Below are 22,986 nucleotides of genomic sequence, written 5' to 3'. Positions count from 1 at the left end.
CTCTTTTATAGGCTTAGTAAAGGTATTTTGTAACGATAAATACTTTAAAGTTTAATTATATGTTAAATAGCATATATTTTAATTTATATGCAAATAAGCATATATTTGTAATTATATGTAAAAAAGCATATATTTGGTAAAACTTGAGGAATGATAGCTGTAATAACAGGAGATATAATAAACTCTAGGGCAGAAGATGTATCCCTTTGGATGCCTGTATTAAAAGAAGAGTTGCAAAAGATAGGAGAGAGACCTAAGGATTGGGAAATATACAGAGGAGATAGTTTTCAAATAAAAACGACTCCTGCTTTGGCATTAAAAACTGCGTTAGAATTAAAAGCAGTTATAAAAGAATTTAAAACTTTAGATGTTAGAATGGCTATTGGCATAGGAGAAGAAAGCTATTTAGCAGATAAGATAACAGAGTCTAATGGTACGGCTTATGTAAATTCAGGCGAATGTTTTGAGGAGTTAAAAAAACAAACGATTGCTATAAAAACACCCTGGGAAGATTTTAATACTGTACTAAACCTATTATTAGATGTACTTGTATTAACAATAGATAATTGGACACCAAACTATGCGCTATTGATAAAAGAAAGCCTAGCAAACACAACTATAACACAGAAAGAACTTGCACAAAAGCTAGATAAAAAGCAAAGCAATATAAGTACTAGTTTAAAGAAAGCTGGTTTTGATGAAATTATAAAAATACTAGACTACTATAACTCCCAAACTAAAAAACTATGTTAGTACTTACTTTAAAATTAGTTTTAGCACACATTCTTGGCGACTTTGTGCTACAGCCAAATAGTTGGATAAAAGACAAACAAAAAAAGAAACATAGATCTATTTACTTATACTGGCATACACTAATACATTTAGTTGCTTTAGTTTTAATTTTAGAGTTTAATACAACTTATTTTTTAGGGATTTTTGCTATTGTTATATCGCATTATTGTATAGATCTAGCAAAACTAAAGCTGCAAACTAAAAAAAATGCAAGAACCTTTTTTTTCTTAGACCAAGTTTTGCATTTAATAGTATTGTTTGTAGTTGCGTACTGTTACACAGATTATACTTTTGAGTTCTCTAATATGTTCACTCCAGAGCTAATTTTATTTTTAATAGCTATTTTTCTATTAACAAATGTGTCTTCTATACTAATGAAGGTAATTATATCTAGGTGGAAACTAGAAGATGCTACTAAAAAATCTCTTAAAAATGCAGGTGCTTATATTGGTGTGCTAGAACGTTTATTCATTTTTGTATTTATTATTTTAGGACAGTGGAGTGGTATTGGGTTTTTACTAACAGCAAAATCTGTTTTTAGATTTGGAGATTTATCTAAGTCTAACGATCGTAAGCTTACAGAGTACATATTAATAGGTACTTTAATAAGTTTTGGCTTAGCTATAGTAATAGCATTAGGCTACAAATATATGCTAGAACAATTGTCATAATCAATTTAGAAAGCCATTTTTTATGGAATATAAAACAAAGTAAGAATCTACTTCTAAGATGCAAAAAATGTTAAATTTAGACTATAGAAGAGATGATGATATTTGGCTCACGAACACTCAAACATTACGTAAGCTAATAGGTGTTTTAGGTATTGCTTTACCTGTTTTGTTATATGTTTTTTTATGGATAACGGCAGAGCACACCGTAACCTTAGAATCTATTAGTCATTATTACTATACTAGAGCAAACCCTATTTTTATTATAGTTGTAAGTGTGTTGGCTATATTTTTAATGGTTTATAAAGGTAGAGAGCCAATAGATTTTTATGTTTCTTTTACAGCGGGTTTATTTGCTATTTTATTATTGCTTTTTCCTACGGATAATATAGCAATTACCTGTTGCGATGCAGATGCAGCTTATAGTGTAACCTATATACAGGATAGTATTTGGCGTGTACGTTTTCATTACATAGCAGCAGCAATTTTTTTATTGAGCCTTAACTATATGTCGCTCTTTATTTTTACAAGATCTAATAAGCCAAAATGGGAGAGAACTAAAGAAAAAAGACAACGTAATACTATTTATAAATTTTGTGGCATATTAATGCTGTCTGCTCTAGTAGTGGTATTATTAGGTTTATTAGAAGTTATACCCGCAGATATTTACACAACTAATCATTTAACCTTTTGGATGGAAACAGTTGCTATAGAATGCTTTGGAATATCTTGGTTGGTAAAAGGAGAAACAATTTTTACCGATTGAAAATATAAAACCCTTGAAAATCAACAATTTCAAGGGCTTTATGGTAAAATATGGACAATCTAAATAAATAGTATAAAACTATTTAAGCTTTAGCATAAGTAGGACATAGCATAAGTAGGTAAAAATATGTCCTTATATAGCGTATTAATATTATGCACAATCTAATTGTCTAAGTTTGTCTAATGCCTCTGACTTAGAGTTAACATTAAGTTTTAAATATATATTTTGAATATGAAAATTTACCGCACTTGCAGTTACAAATAATTTTTCTGCAATTGTTTTATAGGTCTCGCCTTCAAACAAATAGTCAATAATTTCGTTTTCTCTTTTAGAAAACTCATTAAAAGACTTTCTCTGAAACATAGATATAACTTGCTTTGCAATGTCATTGCTTATTGCAGCACCATCAAACCTAATAGAGTTTAATGCATTGTACAACCTTTCTTCAGTAAGAGGTTTTGTTAAATAACCATTGGCTCCATTTTTAAAGGCCTTTTTAATAAGGTTAAAGTCGTTTTGCTCACTAATAACAATAATTTTTGCGTTTATAGCTTTCTTTTTAAACTTAATTAAAACATCTATACCACCTAACTCTTCTTCAGGAATATCTGTAATAATAATGTCTGGTATAGCAGTTGTAGAAGATCTTAAAGCTTCTTTAGCAGAGCTATAAGTGCCAATTAAATTGTAATCTGAATACAGGTTAAAGTAGTTGTTGTAGGTTTTGGTAAAGTTTTTGTCGTTATCTATTACAATAACATTTAAATTTTTTAGTAACATAAGTAGGGGGTTTTGCATACTGTTACCAGCATACGGGTTAAGTAAAATAAGTAAAATTTGGGGTGTATTTATTCTTAAATAAAAGCAATAGTATACCATTCTTAATTATTTTTTAAAATAATTAAGTGCAATTTAATAGATGCAATTTGCAACTAAAACTAAAGGGTAGGGGTAATACTTTTTTAGTTTTAGATTGAAAAAAATCTTTTTAAATTTAGTTTCTAAGCTTAATAAATAGGATTAAATACTGCGATGTAAAAACTGTTTACAGCGGAGATTGTCACTTTCTTGTGGGGAAAAAGGTGAACAATTAACATAGGTTGTGTAAGATTGTTTTTTGGTAGTTTTTAGAGCGTAAAAAAGCTTCATATAATTTGGGTTTTGGGGGTTAAAGAAACCTTTTTATCGGTTTCTAAATTTACTTTTTAGAGAAGAAAAACACTGTAGTTTAATAGTTTTTTACTTTTCTAATTTCTTATTTACGTTCTATTATTAAAACTAAAAAAGAAACTATTAAATAGGTTATACACTATTTTTCTCTATCTCTATAATAAAGATAGAAAATTTGAGTTAGCTAACAAAATGTTTCTGTAGGGCTATTCTGTGTTAAACAATGTTAAAATGCATTTCATCGATAAACAATTGCATTTAATCGCTTATTTAAAAGGGGCTAATCGATAAAGTGTTAAAAAAAGCACACCTTATTAAGAATGATTCTAAAGTTTAGTTTTTAGATGAACTACACTTTTAATCAAAAAAAATAGTCCAAAAGACAAGTATAAGAACGTTATATACTTTGTCTTTTAGGACTACCCGCAACCCCCGATGCGTAATTTTACTTATAAAATAACCCAATTTTTCCTCTTGGAAGAGGTAACTTAATTTGTATTAATCTTCATATATGTTTGATGCTGTTGCAGTTGATGTAGAAAAAGTAGGATTGTCTACTTTTAAGATCCACTTTTCATCCTGGTATTTACCATTTAAGTTAGATGCATATGCTGTTTCAGCTTCTTCTTCATAATTGTAATCTGCTAAGTATACATAGTAAAGATCATTTTCTTTATTGTAGAACTGCTTAGCATTAATGTTTTGTTCTTTTAACTTAGTAACAAAAGCATCTAAATATTTTTTAGTCTTATACACATTTGCAATTACATAGTAACCAGACTTTACACCATCAATATCAGACTCATTCACCACTTTTAATGGTAACTTTTTAAACTTATCTGTATCTTTTTTGTTAGCATCTAATTGGTATGTAACTTTTTTAGTTGTTGTAGCAGCTACAGCTGTAGTTGGTACTGTGTTTACATCTTGTGCAGTAGTATTTATGTTTTGTTTAATATCGTTTCTTAGAATACGTACAATAGTCTCAAATTTCTTTTCTAACTCTGCACTACGTGCATTTTCTATAGAATCTTGTCTTAATATAAGTTCATCTAAAATTAATCTGTTTTGGTATGCTAAAGAGTTTGTATCTTCTTGTAAAGTCTCTTCTGTAACCGTATTGTTTTTACTAGCTCTTTTATTATTTCTATTCTCTTTTCTTTTTTTACTATTTAAAGTAACACTTTGCGACTCAAAGTTTTTAACAATTGTATTGTATTTGTCTTGTACCTTACTTTGTGGCACTCTTGTACTAGTTGTACTAGCATAAGTAGCTTTAGGCGCTACTGTAGAGTTCTTAGATTCTTTTGTGTTACTTTGTTTCTTCTTTAAATTATTTTGTTCTGTAATTAAAGCTAATATTTCTCTTTCTCTTTTTTTACTAGAAATAGCCATTTTAGTTGAGTTTTTACCACCTTCTAAAGCAACTATTCTTTCTTTATCTCTTTTTTGATCTTCCATTAGAGCTAAAATCTGCTCTTCATAGTTTCTAATGATACCATCTATTTTACGGTCTTGAGAATTTTGCTCATCATTTGTAGCAAAAGCAGGTCCGTTATTCTTAAATGTATAAGCTAAAGACAATTCGTGGTTCCATCCTAAATCTGTATTGTCTTGCATAACATCTTTTTCTAGTAAATAACCTAAAGACATTTTGTTACTTAGATTAAACCCAAGTCCCATAGAAACTCCGTGCTCATTATCTATTGTAGATTGTAACCATCCGTATTTTGGTAAATCTAAAAGCATAGAGCCTACATAAGATAAATTACCATTTTCATTTTTACCCATTTGTACTAAAGGCATAAATCTAGCATCTGCAAACAAACCTCTAGTTGCATTAAATGGTTGTGTGTATTGTAAAGATGCTTTTACACTTCTATCATTAAAATTAGTAGAGAAAGCATTTGTTGTTTGGTTGTACTTTAATAAATCTTTAGCGTAGATACCAACATCAAACCTACCAACAGATAATGTAATAGCTGGTTGTATAGCTAATTTGCTTTCTTTTTTAGAATCTACCAATTGTATATCGTTGTCTTCTGCTACAATTCTGTTTTTATCTAAACCTTCGTTAAAATAAGTAACGTTAGCTCCAAAAGTAAGTTTACTTTTTGCTCCTAATTGTACTGCTGTTGCGTAGTTAGCATTAAAGCCAAACTCTTGTACAACACCTGCCCACTGGCTGTAAATACCGATCCCAAAAGCAGTATTGTCATTAATTTTACTACTAAAACCTACAAAATAGTTTTGTACGTTATCATCAAAAGTAGCATACTGATTTCTGTGCAATATGTTTAAGTATGATTTGTTTTCTCTTACCAAAGAAAAGGTAGGATTAATTAAAAATCGATTAAAAAACAATTGGTTGTGATAAGAATTGTTAGAACTATTCTCTGAAACCGTAGCTTCTTGTGCTGTTACTGCTTGCAAGCTTAGTACTACATATACTAACACTAGTAAACAGATTTTGTTAAATGATGAAACGTTACTTTTCATAGTAGTAAAAATTATGGTTATTTTGGGGGGTAATATTGCAAGTACTTTTTGCCAAAGCACAGGTATTAGTATTGTAAACTAGGGGGTAATAGATGTTTACAGTACTTAGGTCTTAATCTTCAAAAACTGAAGTAGAGTAATTAATAGAAGACTCATCGTTTGCAGCTTCTAAAGAATTAAAGTCTCTATCATTGTTTTTAGGATAGCTAAAAGCAACTCTTTGTACATTACCTTGTCCTCTGTTAGACATTACATATCCTGTTCCTTTGTTAGACATAATATCTATAGAAAAATCATCTTTATCACTATTAATTTTACTACCTAGGTTAGCTGCAATACCAACTTTTCGTTGTCCAACTTCTACCATATAAATATCTAGTCCGCCATAACCTTTATGACCATTAGAAGCAAAGAATAAAGAGTTACCATTTACTATTTTAGGATATAGATCGTTTTTTTCTGTGTTTACCTTTTTCCCTAAGTTTTTTGCAACTCCAAAATCTCCGTTAGATTTAATTGAAGCAACATAAATATCGAACTTACCAAAAGTACCAGGCATATTAGAAGCAAAGAATAAACGTTTACCATCTGCAGATACTGTAGGGTGCATAACAGAGTAGCTTTTAGGAGCCAAGGCAACTTCTTTTACGTTTTTCCATTCTCCGTTTATCTTCTCAGCTTTGTAAATTTTGTGAACCAATTCTTTTTTAGAAAAAAGACCAGTAGCAGGTTTTTCATAAACACCTTTACTAAAGTATGCTGTTTTGCCATTAGCAGTAACAGCAACAGGAGTTTTGTAAGCGTTTTGCTTGTCTTTAATTTCTTCTGTATAGTTGTTTTGTTGTGTAACCGTTTCTAAAGAAGAGTTTCCTTTAGGGTTAAAACTATACTCACCATACTTACCTCTATAAGTAGCGTTGCTTTTTTGTTTGCTTGTTTTATAGTCAGATGCTACAGCAGCCATCCAGTCTTTATTATCTGTAGTAGCAATTGCTTTAACACCAACTTGTTTAAGAGCAAATTGGTAACGCTCTTGGTAACTAGTATTAAGCATTTGGTCTTTACTAACTTCTTTTAGTTTTTTATACCAGAACAAAGATGTCTTGTATTTTTTTACTAAAAAGTTTGCGTTACCTAAATCTTCATAAATTTCTTTGTCCGTGTAACCTAAACTTTTAAGTTTTTTGTAATTGTCTACTCTTTTTTGAACTTCTATAGTAGCAGTTTTAGAAGTGTTATAAGCAGTAGTTTTTTGAGCCGATAAAGAATAGCATAAAAATGTAGTTAAACATCCTAAAGCAATCTTGTGGGTTATTAAATTTTTCATAAGATAGGGGTTAAATTATTGTTACCTCAAAGATCTTACAATTGCTCTATACTGTTATTAGTAAATATTCATAGGTTTTTACTTTTTTTGGTCATTTCATCGATAAAATCAATTAATTATACGGTGAATAACACTTTTTTACTGTTTTGCACTCAATTTACTACATATAACTTCGAACTCAGCTTTAAGCTGATTTTCATCAATTGGCTTACGAATAATATGTAATGGGTTTGTTTTTTTTGCGCGTTCTATTGTAGACACATCAGAATTTCCTGTAATAAATACAAAAGGTATTTTATATTCTATATTAATAATCTCTGCCACTTCTATACCATCTTTGTCACCGCTTAAACCAATGTCTAGCAAAATTACATCTGGTGTAAAGTGTTTTAATGTAGATAATGCTTCGTTACTATTACTAGCAGTTCTAACAACGCAGTTCATACCTTCTATTATACTTTCTATAAACATTTGGATAATCATATTATCCTCTACAATTAGTACTTTTTTAGCCATAACTTATGATGTTTGTTCGATTTCTTGAAATGTGATGATGTAATGAGTTCCTTTCTTAGAGTTGTCTTTTTCTATATTACCTCTAAGCTGAAGTGCCAGCTTGTGTATTAGTTTTAACCCAAGAGATTTAGTATTTCTAAAATTAATGCTCTTAGGAAATCCTGTACCATCGTCCCCTATAAGGAGCAAAAAGTTAGGATATACTAGTTTTTTTACTTCTATAGATAATGTACCTGTATTGTTTTCTTTAAATCCGTATTTTAAAGAATTTGTAATAATTTCGTTAATCATTAATCCTAATGGTACAGATGTATCTATATTTAAGAAAAGATCGTTAGTTTTTATATTTAGCTTAATTGCACTGTTATTACCTTTCATAGACAATAACATTGTAGATGTAAGCTGCTCTAAATAGTTGCCATAATTAATTCTACTAAGGTCATTAGATCTGTATAGCATTTCATGAACTATAGCCATTGAATTAATTCTATACTGGCTATATCTAAATAAAGCTTTAGTTTCCTCGTCTTTTATAAAACTAGATTGTAAACTTAATAGGCTAGTAATTACTTGTAAGTTATTTTTTACTCTGTGATGAATTTCTTTTAATAGTGTATCCCTTTCATACAAACGGTTTTCTACAGTCTTGCTAAGGTGTGTTATATCTTTATTTTTTTTATATAAACTAAAAACAATAATTAAAAATAAAAGTCCACCTATATTTAGTAATGCAGCATTTTTATAGGTTTCAAATATATAGGCTACTCGCTTATCTTGTATATCCTGCATATCTGGACTAGTATAAAGTGTCCAAACGTAATTATTTTCTAAGCTAATTTTCTTTGAAAAATAAAGACTATTACCATTCTCATCTTTACTTAATAAATCTATTGTAGATTTTTGATATAAATCTTGATTAGTAGCAACAAAAACTTCATTCTTAGAGTTTAACAGGTTAATATCTAAACTCTTTAAGTTATTAAGCCAAGTTTTAGCATTAAGATTTATACCAGCAACACCTCTTAGTTTTTTGTTTACATATATAGGACTAAAAAAGCGTATTGTTGGTCTATAAGGTTTTTCAATTTTTTTGTTTTCTATATTTAAATCTAAGTAAGATATAAAAACCTCTCCTTTTCTTAATTTTATAGCCTCTTTAAAGTAATATCTTTCTGATTTATCTTGATTTTGATCGAAAGAATGAATGGAGTCATTAGTTGTACGTATAATTTCTTGCCCTTCATTATTAATTAGTCTTGCTTGAAAATAATTAGAATCTAAATCTATAAAACCTTTTAGTTTTTTTTTAGTTATGCTTAAATCTATATTTTCTTTTAAGTCTAACTCTATTAATTTACTTAAATATAATATGTTTTTTTTACTTAAATTATATAGTTCAGAAATTCTGGATTCTGCTTCGTCTAACTTATTATTGGTTTTTATATTTTCAGTAAGAGTTATGTGTTTGGTATACATAACTACCTGTTTATATGAAATGCTCCATATAATTACAGAAACAATTATAAATAAGACTACAGAAATAAATGTTAGTTTTTTTTCCATGGGGTAAGAAAAAGATTTACAAAATTAATAATAGCTTAGGAATATCTATAAAAATACAAAAATTGAAGCATAAATAGTAGTCTTTTTATTACGCTTAATTATCATTTTTTTGTTGTAATATGATAAAAGGTACTCTTTTAATTATAGATGGTAAGTTTTTATGTATAAATGACACTTTCTTATGTTTTATTAATTCTTATGTAAAAATGTTAAAACTTTGTTAAATTTTAAAAGGAATAGGATTCACACTCTTAATTGTTGGTTTATTTCTAATTTTTGTGATAAAATACGCTTTGTTTACAGTAAGAAAAAACTTACCTTTGTTGTAACCCCCAAAGATTTTTTATTAATTTAATTTTATAAGAATGAAAACATCTTTACTCGAAACCTACTTAAGCGCTAAAAACAAGTTATCATCTTGTGATAACCTCATCTTTAATCGGTTAAAATATAAATTACTTCTACTTAAACATATTAGCTAAGAGTTATTTTTTACAAAAAAGGATAAGCTAATTTATTAGAACACAGTTGTTCTTAATTATTATACAATAATAATTGTAATGTAAATTTTAGTTTATAATGTATTAGTAAACTTTAAGTTAGTTTATATAAAATGAATTTACATTTAAAACGTAAGTTTTATAGATGTAATTTAATTTATGCAGCTAATATTATGGGCTATTATTTATGTTATAAATATACCTTTTTTGTGTAAAAACACTTTTGTTATTATATATAAAATAACGAATCTTATAACTCTTTTCTTCAGTTTTTTATAAAAATAAAGAGATGTTAGAAAGTTCTCTATGCTTAATTATTTATGATATAAGCAGAGGGGCAATAGAACTGTTATGTCTTAATATTAGTCTTAAAAAATCAAAGTCTTAAACTCTTTTTAGTTGTTATAGGAGCTCGTTTATAGTTCATTAATTAATAATTTAAATTTTACTACTATGAAATTTTTTAAACCTTATCTATTTATTGGATTCATACTACTAGGTATGTTTCTAAGAGCCCAAACTCCGGACGGAGAGTTAAAACGGTGGCACAAGTTATCATTAACATTTAATGGTCCAAATACAACAGAAACCTCTAATCCTAATCCATTTTCAGATTATAGACTAGAGGTTACCTTTACGCACAAAAATAGCAACAGAAGTTATACTGTTCCTGGTTATTATGCTGCTTGCGGAGATGCAGAAAATACTGGTTGCGATTCTGGTAACAAGTGGAGAGTTAATTTTGCTCCGGATGATGTAGGAGTTTGGAACTGGACAGCAGTTTTTAAATCTGGCTCTAACGTTGCTATTAATGGTGGTGGTGCTAGTGGTGGTTTTATGGATGGTGTTACAGGCAGTTTTTCTATAGAAGAATCTAACAAATCTGGCAGAGATTTTAGAAGTAAAAACCTAGGTAGATTACAGTATGTGGATGAGCATTATTTAAAGCACACTGGTACAAATTCTAATAAGCCAAACGGCCCTTGGTTTTTAAAAGTGGGTGCAGATTCTCCTGAAAATCGTTTTCACTATGTAGACTTTGACGGTACTCCGGGCAACACAGCAGGTGGTAATAAAAGTAAAACTTGGGAAGCGCATAACAGAGATTATGTAGCTACAGATGCTAGTGCTTATACTTGGAATGGCGGAAAAGGAAAAGGAATGCTAGGTTCTATTAATTACTTATCTGGTCAAGGAGCAAATGTAATGTCTTTTCTTACTTGGGCAGCTGGTGGAGATGATGGTGCAGTTTTTCCGCATATATTAAAAGGATCTTCTGCAGATTACTCAAGTGCAGGAAAACCAGATCAATGGAATAAATTACATAAAGACCGTTTTGATGTTTCTAAGCTAGCACAGTGGGAAAAAGTAATGGAATACGCAGATAAAAAAGGAATGTATTTGCATTTTAAAACAATGGAAACCGAAAATTGTGAAAAAATGGACGGACATACTTTTGGTAGAGAACGTAAACTGTATTATCGTGAGTTAATTGCTAGATTTGGACATCATTTAGCATTAAACTGGAACTTATCTGAAGAAACAACTATTAAAGATGATGTTGTAAAATCTACAGTAAATTACATTAAAAACTTAGATCCTTACAAGCATCATATTGTATTACATACCTATCCAGGGCAACAAGACCAGAGATACAACCCGCTAATAGGCAGCAAGTCTAACTTAACAGGCGTGTCTGTACAAACAAGTCAAAATAATGTACATAAAGATGTACGTAGATGGGTAGAAAACTCTAAAAATGCTGGTAGAAAATGGGTTGTTGCAAATGATGAGCAAGGTAGCGCATCAGAAGGTATTATGGTTTCTGATAAGCAAGTTAGAGAAAAGGTACTTTGGGCAACTTTTCTTGCCGGTGGTGCAGGTGTAGAATACTACAGTGGTTATACAAGTAATGATGGTGACCTTAATGGTCAAGATCATAGAAAAAGAGGAGTAAAGTATAAAGAGGGTAGTTATGCGTTACAATTTTTTAATAATAACCTATTAACAGACCTTGTAGATATGGTATCTGCAGACAATGTTACGGCAGATAATAAAGATTATGTTTTTACTAAAGAAGGTAAAATATATGCTATATACAGGCCAAACGGTGGTAGTACATCTTTAAGTTTACCTAGTGGCAATAACAAGTACAATGTGCAATGGTTTAACCCTAGATCAGGTGGTAACTTATCTTCTAAAACTACTTTGGGTAATAACTTAGTAGCGCCAGATACTAATGACTGGGTAGCTCTAATTACTAGTAAAGATGATGATGGTAACGGAGCAGGTTGTGATAATGAAATTACAGCTACGTTAACAAACGATGCCTATTTACAAGGTACTACTAAGTTTAATAATGCAGAACTTAGAGTAGAAAGTGGTAGAAGAATTGCATACCTACAATTTACAGTACCATCTACTACTAAAAATGTTATTAGTACCAAGTTACAACTTACCGTTTCTAGTGATTCTGGTAGTGGTTTAATCGAAGTTTTTAAAGGAAGCTCTACTAACTGGACAGAGGCTAACTTGTCTAATGCTAACAAACCATCAGAAGGTACTAAATTAGGACAGTTAAATGTAAACTATAGTGTTGGTAGTACGTACAGTTGGGATTTATCTAATGTTACACCTGGAGAAACAATTTCATTAGTAGTAAAACAAACAGGTGGTAATGATGTATCATTTTCAGCTAAAGAAGGTTCTTCTGCTCCTAAATTAATTTTAGAGGTTGAGTGTGATGATGCTAATGGTGCGGTTGATAATGCTATTTCTTTACCAGGAACTTTAGAGGTAGAAGATTTTGTTAATCAGTCTGGTATTGAGGTAGAAAATACATCTGATGTAGGTGGAGGAAAAAATATTGGCTATATAGAAAACGGAGACTTTACCAATTATAAAGTAACTGTTGCAGAAGCTGGTGACTACCAAGTACAAGCAAAAGTAGCTACAAACACTACAGGAGGTACAATTAAAATTGAAGCAGATGGCACCAATGTTGGTGAACTTACTGTTGCAAACACAGGAGGTTGGCAAGCTTGGAAAACGGTGACTACAACTGTTACGTTAAATGCCGGAGAGCAAACGCTTCAATTAAATTTCACAGGTGGTTCTGGTTATTTATTTAATGTAAATAACCTAAGTTTTGTAGAAGCTGTTACTTCTGTAGAGCCTAACAATGATTGTATTGCAGTAGAAAAAAATGGAGTAGTAGCTGTAGAAGCAGAACATTTTCACAGTCAATCTAAAGATGGAGATAGAAAATGGTATACTTTTGATGAAACAACAACAGGTACTCCAACTCCTGATCCAGACCCAAATCATTCTAACGAAGCAAGTGGTAATGGGTATTTAGAAATTCTACCAGATACAAGAGTAACTCATAGTGACCCTCTTAATGCTCAAAATTTTTCTAATGAACCAGGAAAAATAGCAATAGTAGATTACAAAGTTAAGTTCACTAGTCCTGGAAAATATTTTGTTTGGGTAAGAGCACATTCTACAGGATCTGAAGATAACGGTGTGCACGTGGGTATTAACGGAACTTGGCCAGCTTCTGGACAAAAAATGCAATGGTGTACTGGTAAACAAGAATGGACTTGGGAGAGTAAACAACGTACAAATGCAAATCATTGTGGGGAACCGCAAAAAATCTTTATTGATGTACCAACAGCAGGAGTGCATACAATTTCTTTTTCAATGAGAGAGGATGGATTTGAGATGGATAAGTTTGTACTTTCTAAAACCTATACTAAGCCTGTTGGAGCTGGACCAGAAGAAGTATTAGAGGGTTGTTCTACTTCTAAAATCGCTAATGTTGCTTTACAAGTCATCGACAGCGAGGTTAAAGTTTTTCCTAATCCGGCACAAAATTATATAACCATTTCTGGTGTTACTAATGGAGAACAAATTATGGTATATGATTTTACGGGTATTGTAGTGCTTAAAAAAGTAGCTAGTACTACAGCAGAAACCATTGATGTTTCAGCCTTAAAATCGGGTAAATATATTATTTCTATTAGAGGAAAAGAAGGAATTCATTTTATAAAAAAATAATAACCATAAGGCTACTTAGAGATTAATTTTCTAAGTAGCTTTTTTTAATTTAAATAGTATGAAGACTTATCTTTTTAAGCATAAAAATATAATTATTTGCAGCCTTATTTTTCTATTATGTATAGGTTTTAAGGTAAATGCACAATTAAAAGTAGGAGATCCAGGAGTACGTTTTGACTCTAATAAGTATGACAATAGGTATCCGCAAATGAAAGAATGGCAAAAAGCCGGTGTAAGAGGTGGAATTCCTTTTTTAAAAGATGTAAAAGTTGTAAAAACACTTACAAACGGAGCAAATAGTGACGCTATAAATAAATCAATTGTTGATGCGTCTAAAGAAAGCGGATTGGTAGCTGTGTTACTTAAAAACGGTACATATACTATTGATAAACGAATTGTAATGAAATCTAATGTTTCATTAATTGGTGAAGATAGAAACAAAGTAAAATGCATTATAAAAATGAATAATGGTGATGCATTTAGTTTTTACAAAGTACGTAAAAGTGGTATTTATACATTAACCATACAGGGTAGTTGGGGAAAACCAAAATACGATTGGAATTATGGTTTAGATGAGAATGATGAACTACCAAATAACGATAATATCTCTGTTAAAATTAGTACTTCAGAAGATTGTTGGTTAGATAAAGTGACGATCTTAAACTGCGCTAGAGATCCGATCCGAGTACCTGCAAACTATGTAACCTTAAGAGATTTAAAAGTAGAAGGAGCGCATAAAAAAGCAGGAGGAGCACAAGGATACTTTTTTATTCAAGGAGCTTATAACTTAGTTACTGGTTGTGAAATTACGCATATAAGACATATTTCTCTTCAAGGGGGGAATGTAGAGTACAATGTGGTGTATGACAATGATTTTAAACAAGAAGTAAGTTTTCATAGTGGGGACAAAGGCAATAATTTAATAGAAAACAACAGAATAACCTTGCCTTCTGACATGCCTAACTCAAAAGCAGATACGCCTAATGCTGTATATAACAATAGTAAGGAGCCTAATTACTATGCCATTATGGGGCCTTGGTCTTCGCAACATCAAAACTCTAAATACCCTAATTTCATTTATAAAAATACTTGCTTAGAAAAAAACCATAACAATGCAACACCTTGGTCAGACCCTACCTTATTATACAAAGGTCCTAAAGAGGTGAAACCAGCTAATCCTGCCACAAATTTTCCTGCTTTGGCAGCAAGTTTAAGTCCAAAAGGAGGTACTTTGTATCCTGTAAAATTAGGAGGAGCTACCGGAGGAAGTACACCGTGTACGGAGGTGTTAAACGTATCCCCTACTGAAGATGCCTACCTTCAAGGAACTACACGTTATAATAGCAATCAGCTTCGTGTAGAAAACGGAAAACGATTGGTTTTCCTGAAATTTAAAATCCCTACTAATTTTAAAGCTAACAATGCTGCAACCTTAAACCTAACCGTGTCTTCCGATAACGGAAACGGACGTATAGATATTTTTAAAGGAAAATCTACGAATTGGACAGAAGACAACTTATCTAGCGGTAACAGACCCGTACAAGGTGCTCTATTAGGAACTAAAACCGGCACCTATAATGTAGGGGCAAACTACCAATGGAACCTATCGGGTATTACTGCAGGAGAAATCGTTACAATAATCGTTAGACAAGTTAGTGGTAACGATGTTTCATTTTGGTCTAAAGAGGGAACAAAACCACCAAAATTAGAGCTAAAGTTAGATTGTAATTTAGCTGTTTCTAAAAGCATATTAAGTTTAAATGCAGAAGAAGTTACATCAGCCATTAAGGTATACCCTAATCCTACGCAAGACTATATAACAGTTTCTAACATAAACGCAGGGCAGGAGCTTGTTATTTACGATTTTTCAGGAAATGTAGTATTTAAAAAAGTGGCTAGTAGTTCAGATGAAACCTTAGATACTTCCAGTTTAAAATCAGGGAAATATATAATTACCATTCAAGGTAAAGAAAGTATTCAATTTATAAAAAAATAACAACCATATGCCGCCTGACTACTATAGTTTGGCGGCTTTTTAAACATCTTACTATGATATTTACAAAACAAAAAATACAGACATACATTCTGTGCGCTTTTTTACTTTTAAGCGGACTCTCCTTAGTAGCACAAAATAACTACTATGTAAGTGCCTCTGGTAACGACTCTAATAACGGTACATCTGCCGCTACGCCCTGGAAAACTATAAACAAAGTAAATAACGCAAAAAACAATATTAATGCAGGTGATATTATCAATTTTAATAAAGGAGACGTCTTTTATGGTTCATTAGATTTAAAAGGCAAGAAAGGTTCATCTAGCAAAGCTATTGTTTTAAAAGCTTATGGGTCTGGGAACAAGCCAGTACTTAGGGCGGCTAAAAAAATAAATAACTGGACACGCCATAATGGTAATATTTGGAAAACAAATTTGACTAAAGTCAACAATGGTAGAATTGCGTCTCTGTTTTTAAACAACCAAGCACAGCAAATAGGTAGGGAGCCAAATGTTAGTGCAGCTAATGGTGGTTACAGAACAATAAAATCTCACGCAGGAAATAATAAATCTATTTCAGAAGCATCAAGTTTACCTTATGCATCAAATAGGTTTAAAGGTGGTGAAATTACTATTAGAACTACAGATGATAATGTAAAGGTAGAAACTGTGACATCTCACGGAGGTACAACGGTAAATTTTAGTTTATCGGACCCTAGTGCAGGTTTTGAAAATAATTTAGAAAACAATTTTGGATACTTTTTTCAGAACCATGTAAATACGTTAGACCAAAATGGTGAGTGGGCACATGATACAAACGCTGGTGTTTTGTATTTGTATAGCAATAGCAACCCTAACAATTTAAATGTAGAAATACCAGCAGGGGATGAGGCATTGGCTTTAAATAATACCAATTATATTAAAATTCAGGATTTAAGAGTAGAAGGAGGTTTAAGTCAGACTTTATCTATTAGCGGTGCATCTAACTTAACTATTACAAACTGTAATTTTTACAATGGTAATAACTACTTGTCTTTAGGATTTACCTTAAGCAATATTAAAGTAACAAATACTGTTTTTGAAGAAAGTAATAATGTAGCAATACGTTGGGAAGGGGTAAACGGATTAACCTTTAGCAATAATACAGTCAAAAATATTGGTATGCGCTCTGGTATGGGTGCACCAGGTTTTATTGGTTATACAGGAGTTAGGTTTATTAGTAAATCTGGATCTTCTACTAACATTATAGAAAAAAACACAATTAAAGATATAGGTTATCATGCATTAAATTTTGGTGGTGGTAATTTAAAAATTAGGTATAACGATATTAGTAATTATTGTTATACTAAAGATGATGGTGGCGGTATATATTCTGTTGGTAATAAAAACGGAAATAACAGTATTTATAAAAATATGGTACACGATTCTCCTGGTGCAATTAGAGGTATACCAAGTGGTAGAGGCTTTAAAACAGCTGGTATTTATATAGATAATGATTCTCAAAACCAGTTAATTTATGAGAATACAGTATATAATATAGTAGGTTGGGGTTTAATGGCAAACTTGTCTAGTAAAAATACTATTAGAGATAATACGGTTTACAATTGCGATAATGGTTTGGTGTTATCTACCTATAACAATAGTTTTGGTGCTGGTGGTAGTGTAGCAAAATCAACAAATAACACTGTAACTAATAATATATTGTTTTCTAAAAAACCAAATCAGTTTTCTGCAAGGTATACCAACCAAATAACAGATGCTGGTTTTAATACCTTTTTAGGAGATGTAAATAGTAATTATTACTGTATGCCTTATTCAGGTCAAAAAGAATTAAGTATTACGTTAGCTAGGCAGACAAATGAATATACGTTAGATGAGTTTAAAAACAAATATCCTAATTACGAGAAAAAAGGGAAGGGTGCTCCGGTTAAGTTTGCAGCAACAGTAAACCCAAATACTTTTATAAAATTTGTAGTAAATACAACAGGTGTGGCAAAATCTGTAAGTTTAGGATCTACAGATTATGTAGATGCAAAGCATAATAATTACACAGGAAATATAACAGTAGCTCCTTATTCTGCTATTGTATTGTTAAAAGGAAAAGCAGATGCAGGTTCGCCAGTAACCTCTCAGTTAATAGATAATGGAATGTATACTATAGAGTCTGTAACTTCTAACCAAAGATTATTGTCTAGAGCCTTAGAGACATTTAACGCTAAAATGGTAAATCCGGGTAATTATGATGATCAAAAATGGATTTTTACGCATTTAGGTGATAATGTATATACTATAAAAAACAAAGCAAACAATAGATTTTTAGAAGTGCCTTATGCTAAATGTGAAAACGGAATTCAAGTAGCAACGTATACAAACGGAACAAGTACACACCAACAATGGAAAGTTATAGAAAACGGAACTAATGTATACGGCTTATTGCCTAACCACTGCCAAACACAAGGTTTAGACCGTAATAACGGAACACTTAATACCAATGCTATAACTTATACTTATGAAAAAAGAAATGGCAACCAAAAATGGAAAATAGTACCAACAACAGCTAGTTTAAGAAGTAATGCTGTGACTTTAACAGTATATCCTAACCCAGCAGTTGAATTTGTTACGATAGCAGGAGTAAAAGTAGGAGATAAGCTTGTAGTTAGAAATATGAGTGGCATTGTTGTAAAAGAAATGAATGCAACAGCAAAAGAAACAGTTATTATTTTAGATAATTTAAAAACTGGAATGTATATTATTTCTATACCAGGAACAGAAAGTAAACAGTTTTATAAACAGTAATACTTTAAAAATTAGTAAAAATGCCACCTGAATGTAACATTTGGGTGGTTTTTTAATTTTCTGTTGCTTTGCTTACTCTTTACGGCAGGAGCTGGATGATTGTGCTAGGTGAGAGTTTCTATTTCTTCAAATGCACATCCTTTAATATTATTTAATTCTAAAGCTTGTTTTGCTTTTTCACTTACAAAAACATACTCCATTGCTTCCTTTATTTTAAATAAAGGCTTGAAGCCATCTTTAGGAACTTTCAAAACTAATCTTTTAATCGTACCTACTTTTTCTGGAAAAATTAAACTTTTTGTGAAGTCAGAATTTGAGTAATCAAAAACATTTTCACAACTCTTAAACTGTAAGGCTAAATAATTACAGTTACTAGGCACTTCTTCTTTTAACTTACCTTTTCTATCAAATTGATTACCTATGAAGGAGTCATCAAGCATACAAACTGGAATGATATCACAATCAAATTGTTTTACATTTTTTAAAATACTAAACATTCGATTACTAATAATAGGAAATGATACGTCTGTAAATGGAAAATCTGAATCAGGAATTGATAAAAAATCAGCTGTAAAATATAACATTTTAGGCTTATCATAATCACGAACTCCTATCATATTAGATCCAATTATTTCCTTACCATCAAATTCATTACAATAAGCATCATAATCAGTATCTACCTTAGGGTTTTTAACTGAATTAATTTTATAAACTTTCTCCATACAATTAATTTATTGAACTTCCCCGCTAGCGCAAGCATCTTGCTTGTGCCGTTAAACAAACTAAAAGTTTTACTTATTTTTACTAAAGTCCCTTATTATTTTATAAATATAGTACGTGCTTAAAGCAAGTAAAGTTCCTTTACCTAAAAACTCACCAAATTTGTTGTTGTGTAGGTATCTTAATATTGCTTCTAACAAACCGGCTCTCCAACCAGAAGGAAATTCCTCCATAGGTGTCCAAAAGTCATATATATAGTAGAGAAACTCTAAACAGAGTATCACAAATAAGTTATGTAACAGCTCTTGTGTTTTTTCTGAGAGTTTCATTATAACCTATTTCTTAATCTGCTTATGGTATAAATCAGCTAAATAATACTCTAAAAAGTTTACAATGTCTACTTCGGTTTTACCATTGGTGTACATTAAATAAACTTTGTTTATATGCTTGTCTTTAAACGCAGTTAAACGTGTACTATTAATCTCTTCCATAATGTCCCAAGTACGCATACCCTCTAACATATCTCTATGGTTGTCAAAACGTTCATTAACAACCTTTAGTTTTTCTACAGAAGCTTTTGTTTTTTTAACTTTAGGGTCGTTGTTCTCTGCATTTAAACGTATAAACTCTTTTTCTAGTTTGTAGTCTATATCTTCAGCATCTTTAACCAACTTGTTATAAGCACGTAGTACAAAGTCGTTGTATTTTTCCTGAAAACCTTTAAAATCTTCTAAGGACTTTAAATAGATAATAGCTTGCTCTTTGTAAACGGCATCTTTTTTACCAATGGCTTTAATCATATTATCTGCCAAGCCTCTTAACTCAAGATTTTTATCGTCTGGTATTTTTCCAAAGTTAGGATCTTTGGTTAGTTGTAAAATGGTGTCTGTAATATTATTGGCGTAATCTACGTATTTGTATTTTTTATAATTAATAGTAATAATACTGTCTCTAGTTTTACGTTTTCTGTCTTTTTTCTCCCATTTAATTTTAGGCTTTTTAACATCAAAAGAATAGTTGTAAGAGAAAGTTGCCGTAAACTCTTTTAAACCAGAAACCGTTGGTGTAGTTCTAAAAAGCTGAATTGCATTTAAACTTAGGTTGTGTTTCTCTAGCAACACGTAAGACACACCACCTCTAAGGTTGGTAATGTTTGTGGTACCACCTGTATTTTGAGTTTTGTTGTAGGATGATGCTAAAACCGACTTTAATTTGTTGTCAAAAAAACCTTTTTTAACGCTTAGGGTAGGACCCCAAGTTGTAGCATCTTCACGACCAATAGTATTGTATGTACCATTTAATGACGGTGTAATATTTAGGTTTAATTCTGTAAAACCAATGGTGTAGGAGGTAGCTATGTTATGAAAAGTAGATGCATCACCAATTCTAACAATTCCGCCTTGTTCGTTGGCAATATCACTAACATTGTAATTTAAATTTACATTCTCTTTTTTGGTTTTAGAGCTCGATAAAATATAGTTGATATTTAAATTTGCATTCTGCGATATCTGCTTGTAGTTTAAAGAATCAGTAGCGTTGTCTAGTAAATTATCATCATTAATATCATCAAACTGATTGGTTCTAACGTTGGTATAGGTACTAAAGTTAGAGTAGGAGCCAGTAAATGTTAAGCGCTCTGATGCAGTGTAAGTTGCATTTGCAGCACCAACAAATCTGCTTGTAGGGTTTGCTTTTTGGTCGTCTAAATCATCTCTCTGAAAACCGACATTAAAGCTTAAATTTACTTTGTTGTTAAATAATGGTCTAGATAAGTTTAGTGTAATATTCTCAAAATCGTTATTAAAAAAATAAGCACCTAAAGTCTCATAACCAGGATCTACACGCTCATAATTAACACCAAGATTTGCTTGGTAAAACGAGTAATTTACACCTAATTTATACGCATTGTAATATTCTGTAGAAGCTCGATTTTTAAAAAAACTACCCAACAATCCTTTTTTACCGCTAGAGGTTTCTTGTGCTCTAGTGTCTTGTGTTATGGCAGTTGTAGCATATTCTGCACGCAACTCTAAGTTTTTAGATAGGTCTACACTACCTTCAAAACCAAGAACAAGGTTTTCTTTAGGTAACACACCTTCTTCATCTGGATTAATATCAATAGAGTTTTCTTTGTCCGATGCATAAAAAGTAGACACGCCTACACTGTATTTATCTTGCTCTAACACCGTTTTAAACCCATAACCCATTCTTTGGTATGCAACAACAGCACGCTCATCTTCTACAGGCTCTGTGGCCTTTAAAAGTCTACCATACATAGCACTAAATGTAAAACCTTTGCTAGGTGTTAGTTCTACACCACCACCAGTAAACTGGTGTCCGCTTAAGGTGTAAGGAGAAAATGTCATATTTACATCTCCAATGTGTGCAGTAATCCACTTGTATTTAGGGTGTAAGCTTAACCTGTTAAAATTAAAAGGCAATTGGTAGCCTAACTGTTCCCCTTGGTTAGAGTAGTTGTAGCTAACAGGAATAGAAAAATTATAGTAGCTAAAATTTAAATTTCCTTGTGCGTAATATGTAAAAGGTTCTCTGTTGTTTCTTTGGTTGCTACTATAAAATACAGAACTAGCGGAAATACCTCCGCCTACTTTAAAAGGCGAAGATTTTCCAAAAGTCTCTAAATCTACACTTTGCGATATGGCAAGTGTAGGTAGTAGTATAAAAAGTGAAAGTAGTAAGTTTTTCAAGAAAAAAGTTGGTTGGTGTTTATAGTACTAATAAAAACAAGAATTATAGTTTTTCTCTTAAAATATGGTTTATAGCCATAGCTTTTAAAACCTCTTCTTTGGTTTTTAACTTGTCTAATTTGTCACTTTCTTCTTTTCTAAAAGGAACGTATGTTTTGTAATTATAGGTTACGTATGATGCTAAAGGCACTCTTTTAGCATTTAATAAGTACGTTTTTTTATAGGTAGTGTTATTTAATAATTGACTATACTCATACACACCGTAACCAATTAATAAAGGCTCACTATCTGGGTTTTCTTCTGTAGCAGTATTTTGGTAAATTTCTAACTCAGTAGCAGTAACTACCATAGTACTTTTAATACTAGTTGTTTGTTTAGGAGCATAGGTTTTTATAAAAATATCACGATTTTCAAAGTCTCTTTCTACTTTGTAGCCAATGTGTTTTTTAAGCTCTTTTTCGTTGTTTTGTAACTCTACCAATTTTGTTGGTATTTTGGTAGATTTTGCAATTAAATTAGGAATATTAGCTTCATTATAGCCATTACTATTTAAAAAGCCAGCTTCTACCAAGTACTTTACAATTCTTTTTTGCGTAATGTAAAAGCCTTTTTCTACTATAGCAAGTGTGTCTTGTATTTTGTCTCCTGTAACCACGTGGTAGTCTGTAGTTTCATCATCATGAAATAAAATAGACTTGTAAACAAAAGTTTTTACTTTAAATAGCGGATTACCATCTACGTCTGATATTTGGTAGTATTTAGGTGTCTCCGTTTTTACCTTTTCTATATTGGCAACTTTTACTTTATCTAAAAATATCTCTCCTTTTTTTTCTTTTATTTTTTGCGCCGTGGCACCAAGGGATACTAAAAATAATGAGGCAATAAGCAATTGTTTTTTCATAATAGAGTT

15 protein-coding genes are annotated in these 22,986 nt (G+C 31.2%); 6 read left to right on the top strand and 9 right to left on the bottom strand.

Annotated elements, in window-relative coordinates; all coding sequences use genetic code 11:
• The first annotated feature begins 150 nt into the window (after positions 1-150).
• The 3 genes from BT107_RS03885 to BT107_RS03875 are packed head-to-tail and all read left to right on the top strand — an operon-like array spanning position 151 to position 2,226.
• Positions 151-753: a transcriptional regulator gene (locus BT107_RS03885; RefSeq protein WP_072302433.1), complete on the top strand. Its 603-nt coding sequence runs from the start codon at positions 151-153 to the stop codon at positions 751-753.
• A complete protein-coding gene (locus tag BT107_RS03880) occupies positions 747-1,463 on the top strand; it encodes a DUF3307 domain-containing protein (protein ID WP_072302432.1) in 717 nt (238 codons plus the stop codon). Before BT107_RS03885 ends, BT107_RS03880 begins: the two co-directional genes overlap by 7 nt.
• 58 nt (positions 1,464-1,521) lie before the next feature.
• Positions 1,522-2,226, top strand: a complete 705-nt coding sequence (locus BT107_RS03875) for a hypothetical protein (RefSeq protein ID WP_072302431.1) — start codon at positions 1,522-1,524, stop codon at positions 2,224-2,226.
• 150 nt (positions 2,227-2,376) lie between these two features.
• Here the strand turns inward: BT107_RS03875 and BT107_RS03870 are convergent, their stop codons facing one another.
• From BT107_RS03870 to BT107_RS03850, 5 genes are all read right to left on the bottom strand, one after another.
• Entirely contained in the window at positions 2,377-3,006 is a 630-nt protein-coding gene (locus tag BT107_RS03870) for a response regulator transcription factor (RefSeq protein WP_072302908.1), read from the bottom strand.
• An 888-nt stretch (positions 3,007-3,894) separates the two neighbouring features.
• Positions 3,895-5,895 (bottom strand): PorP/SprF family type IX secretion system membrane protein, encoded by a 2,001-nt coding sequence (locus BT107_RS03865; protein WP_072302430.1) that lies wholly within the window; start codon positions 5,893-5,895, stop codon positions 3,895-3,897.
• Positions 5,896-6,007: 112 nt separating this feature from the next.
• Positions 6,008-7,222: a TolB-like translocation protein gene (locus tag BT107_RS03860; RefSeq protein WP_072302429.1), complete on the bottom strand. Its 1,215-nt coding sequence runs from the start codon at positions 7,220-7,222 to the stop codon at positions 6,008-6,010.
• Between the two features lie 138 nt (positions 7,223-7,360).
• Positions 7,361-7,738 (bottom strand): response regulator, encoded by a 378-nt coding sequence (locus BT107_RS03855; protein WP_072302428.1) that lies wholly within the window; start codon positions 7,736-7,738, stop codon positions 7,361-7,363.
• Positions 7,739-7,741: 3 nt separating this feature from the next.
• Complete coding sequence (locus BT107_RS03850; protein WP_170854695.1) at positions 7,742-9,214, bottom strand: sensor histidine kinase; 1,473 nt, start codon at positions 9,212-9,214, stop codon at positions 7,742-7,744.
• A gap of 1,040 nt (positions 9,215-10,254) precedes the next feature.
• On the opposite strand from BT107_RS03850, the gene BT107_RS03845 reads away from it, so the two are divergent.
• Genes BT107_RS03845 through BT107_RS03835 form a run of 3 tightly spaced genes read left to right on the top strand, consistent with a single transcriptional unit; the run spans position 10,255 to position 18,648 of the window.
• Entirely contained in the window at positions 10,255-13,860 is a 3,606-nt protein-coding gene (locus tag BT107_RS03845) for a carbohydrate-binding protein (protein WP_072302426.1), read from the top strand.
• Between the two features lie 58 nt (positions 13,861-13,918).
• A complete protein-coding gene (locus tag BT107_RS03840; protein WP_072302425.1) occupies positions 13,919-15,856 on the top strand; it encodes a T9SS type A sorting domain-containing protein in 1,938 nt (645 codons plus the stop codon).
• 53 nt (positions 15,857-15,909) lie between these two features.
• Positions 15,910-18,648, top strand: a complete 2,739-nt coding sequence (locus BT107_RS03835; protein ID WP_072302424.1) for a right-handed parallel beta-helix repeat-containing protein — start codon at positions 15,910-15,912, stop codon at positions 18,646-18,648.
• A gap of 104 nt (positions 18,649-18,752) precedes the next feature.
• Here the strand turns inward: BT107_RS03835 and BT107_RS03830 are convergent, their stop codons facing one another.
• The 4 genes from BT107_RS03830 to BT107_RS03820 all read right to left on the bottom strand — a co-directional run bounded on the left by BT107_RS03830 (position 18,753) and on the right by BT107_RS03820 (position 22,977).
• The gene (locus tag BT107_RS03830) at positions 18,753-19,370 is read right to left on the bottom strand and encodes a hypothetical protein (protein WP_072302423.1); all 618 of its coding nucleotides are present in this window, start codon (positions 19,368-19,370) and stop codon (positions 18,753-18,755) included.
• 69 nt (positions 19,371-19,439) lie between these two features.
• The gene (locus BT107_RS17410; protein ID WP_139254268.1) at positions 19,440-19,697 is read right to left on the bottom strand and encodes a hypothetical protein; all 258 of its coding nucleotides are present in this window, start codon (positions 19,695-19,697) and stop codon (positions 19,440-19,442) included.
• Between the two features lie 6 nt (positions 19,698-19,703).
• On the bottom strand, positions 19,704-22,076 hold the full coding sequence (locus tag BT107_RS03825; protein WP_072302422.1) for a TonB-dependent receptor: 2,373 nt from the start codon (positions 22,074-22,076) through the stop codon (positions 19,704-19,706).
• A gap of 43 nt (positions 22,077-22,119) precedes the next feature.
• A complete protein-coding gene (locus tag BT107_RS03820) occupies positions 22,120-22,977 on the bottom strand; it encodes a hypothetical protein (protein ID WP_072302421.1) in 858 nt (285 codons plus the stop codon).
• Positions 22,978-22,986: the final 9 nt, after the last annotated feature.

This window comes from Cellulophaga fucicola (genome assembly GCF_900119145.1).
GTDB classification, from domain to species: Bacteria; Bacteroidota; Bacteroidia; order Flavobacteriales; family Flavobacteriaceae; genus Cellulophaga; species Cellulophaga fucicola.
This window is presented reverse-complemented; position numbering and strand designations above follow the sequence as displayed.

Excerpts from the sequence above, each read along its gene's own strand:
- BT107_RS03875 (WP_072302431.1), top strand. The coding sequence starts at position 1,522 with ATGCAAAAAATGTTAAATTTAGACTATAGAAGAGATGATGATATTTGG.
- BT107_RS03845 (WP_072302426.1), top strand. The coding sequence starts at position 10,255 with ATGAAATTTTTTAAACCTTATCTATTTATTGGATTCATACTACTAGGT.
- BT107_RS03880 (WP_072302432.1), top strand. The coding sequence starts at position 747 with ATGTTAGTACTTACTTTAAAATTAGTTTTAGCACACATTCTTGGCGAC.
- BT107_RS03850 (WP_170854695.1), bottom strand. The coding sequence starts at position 9,214 with ATGTATACCAAACACATAACTCTTACTGAAAATATAAAAACCAATAAT.
- BT107_RS03860 (WP_072302429.1), bottom strand. The coding sequence starts at position 7,222 with ATGAAAAATTTAATAACCCACAAGATTGCTTTAGGATGTTTAACTACA.
- BT107_RS03865 (WP_072302430.1), bottom strand. The coding sequence starts at position 5,895 with ATGAAAAGTAACGTTTCATCATTTAACAAAATCTGTTTACTAGTGTTA.
- BT107_RS03835 (WP_072302424.1), top strand. The coding sequence starts at position 15,910 with ATGATATTTACAAAACAAAAAATACAGACATACATTCTGTGCGCTTTT.
- BT107_RS03830 (WP_072302423.1), bottom strand. The coding sequence starts at position 19,370 with ATGGAGAAAGTTTATAAAATTAATTCAGTTAAAAACCCTAAGGTAGAT.
- BT107_RS03855 (WP_072302428.1), bottom strand. The coding sequence starts at position 7,738 with ATGGCTAAAAAAGTACTAATTGTAGAGGATAATATGATTATCCAAATG.
- BT107_RS03840 (WP_072302425.1), top strand. The coding sequence starts at position 13,919 with ATGAAGACTTATCTTTTTAAGCATAAAAATATAATTATTTGCAGCCTT.
- BT107_RS03885 (WP_072302433.1), top strand. The coding sequence starts at position 151 with ATGATAGCTGTAATAACAGGAGATATAATAAACTCTAGGGCAGAAGAT.
- BT107_RS03870 (WP_072302908.1), bottom strand. The coding sequence starts at position 3,006 with ATGTTACTAAAAAATTTAAATGTTATTGTAATAGATAACGACAAAAAC.
- BT107_RS17410 (WP_139254268.1), bottom strand. The coding sequence starts at position 19,697 with ATGAAACTCTCAGAAAAAACACAAGAGCTGTTACATAACTTATTTGTG.
- BT107_RS03820 (WP_072302421.1), bottom strand. The coding sequence starts at position 22,977 with ATGAAAAAACAATTGCTTATTGCCTCATTATTTTTAGTATCCCTTGGT.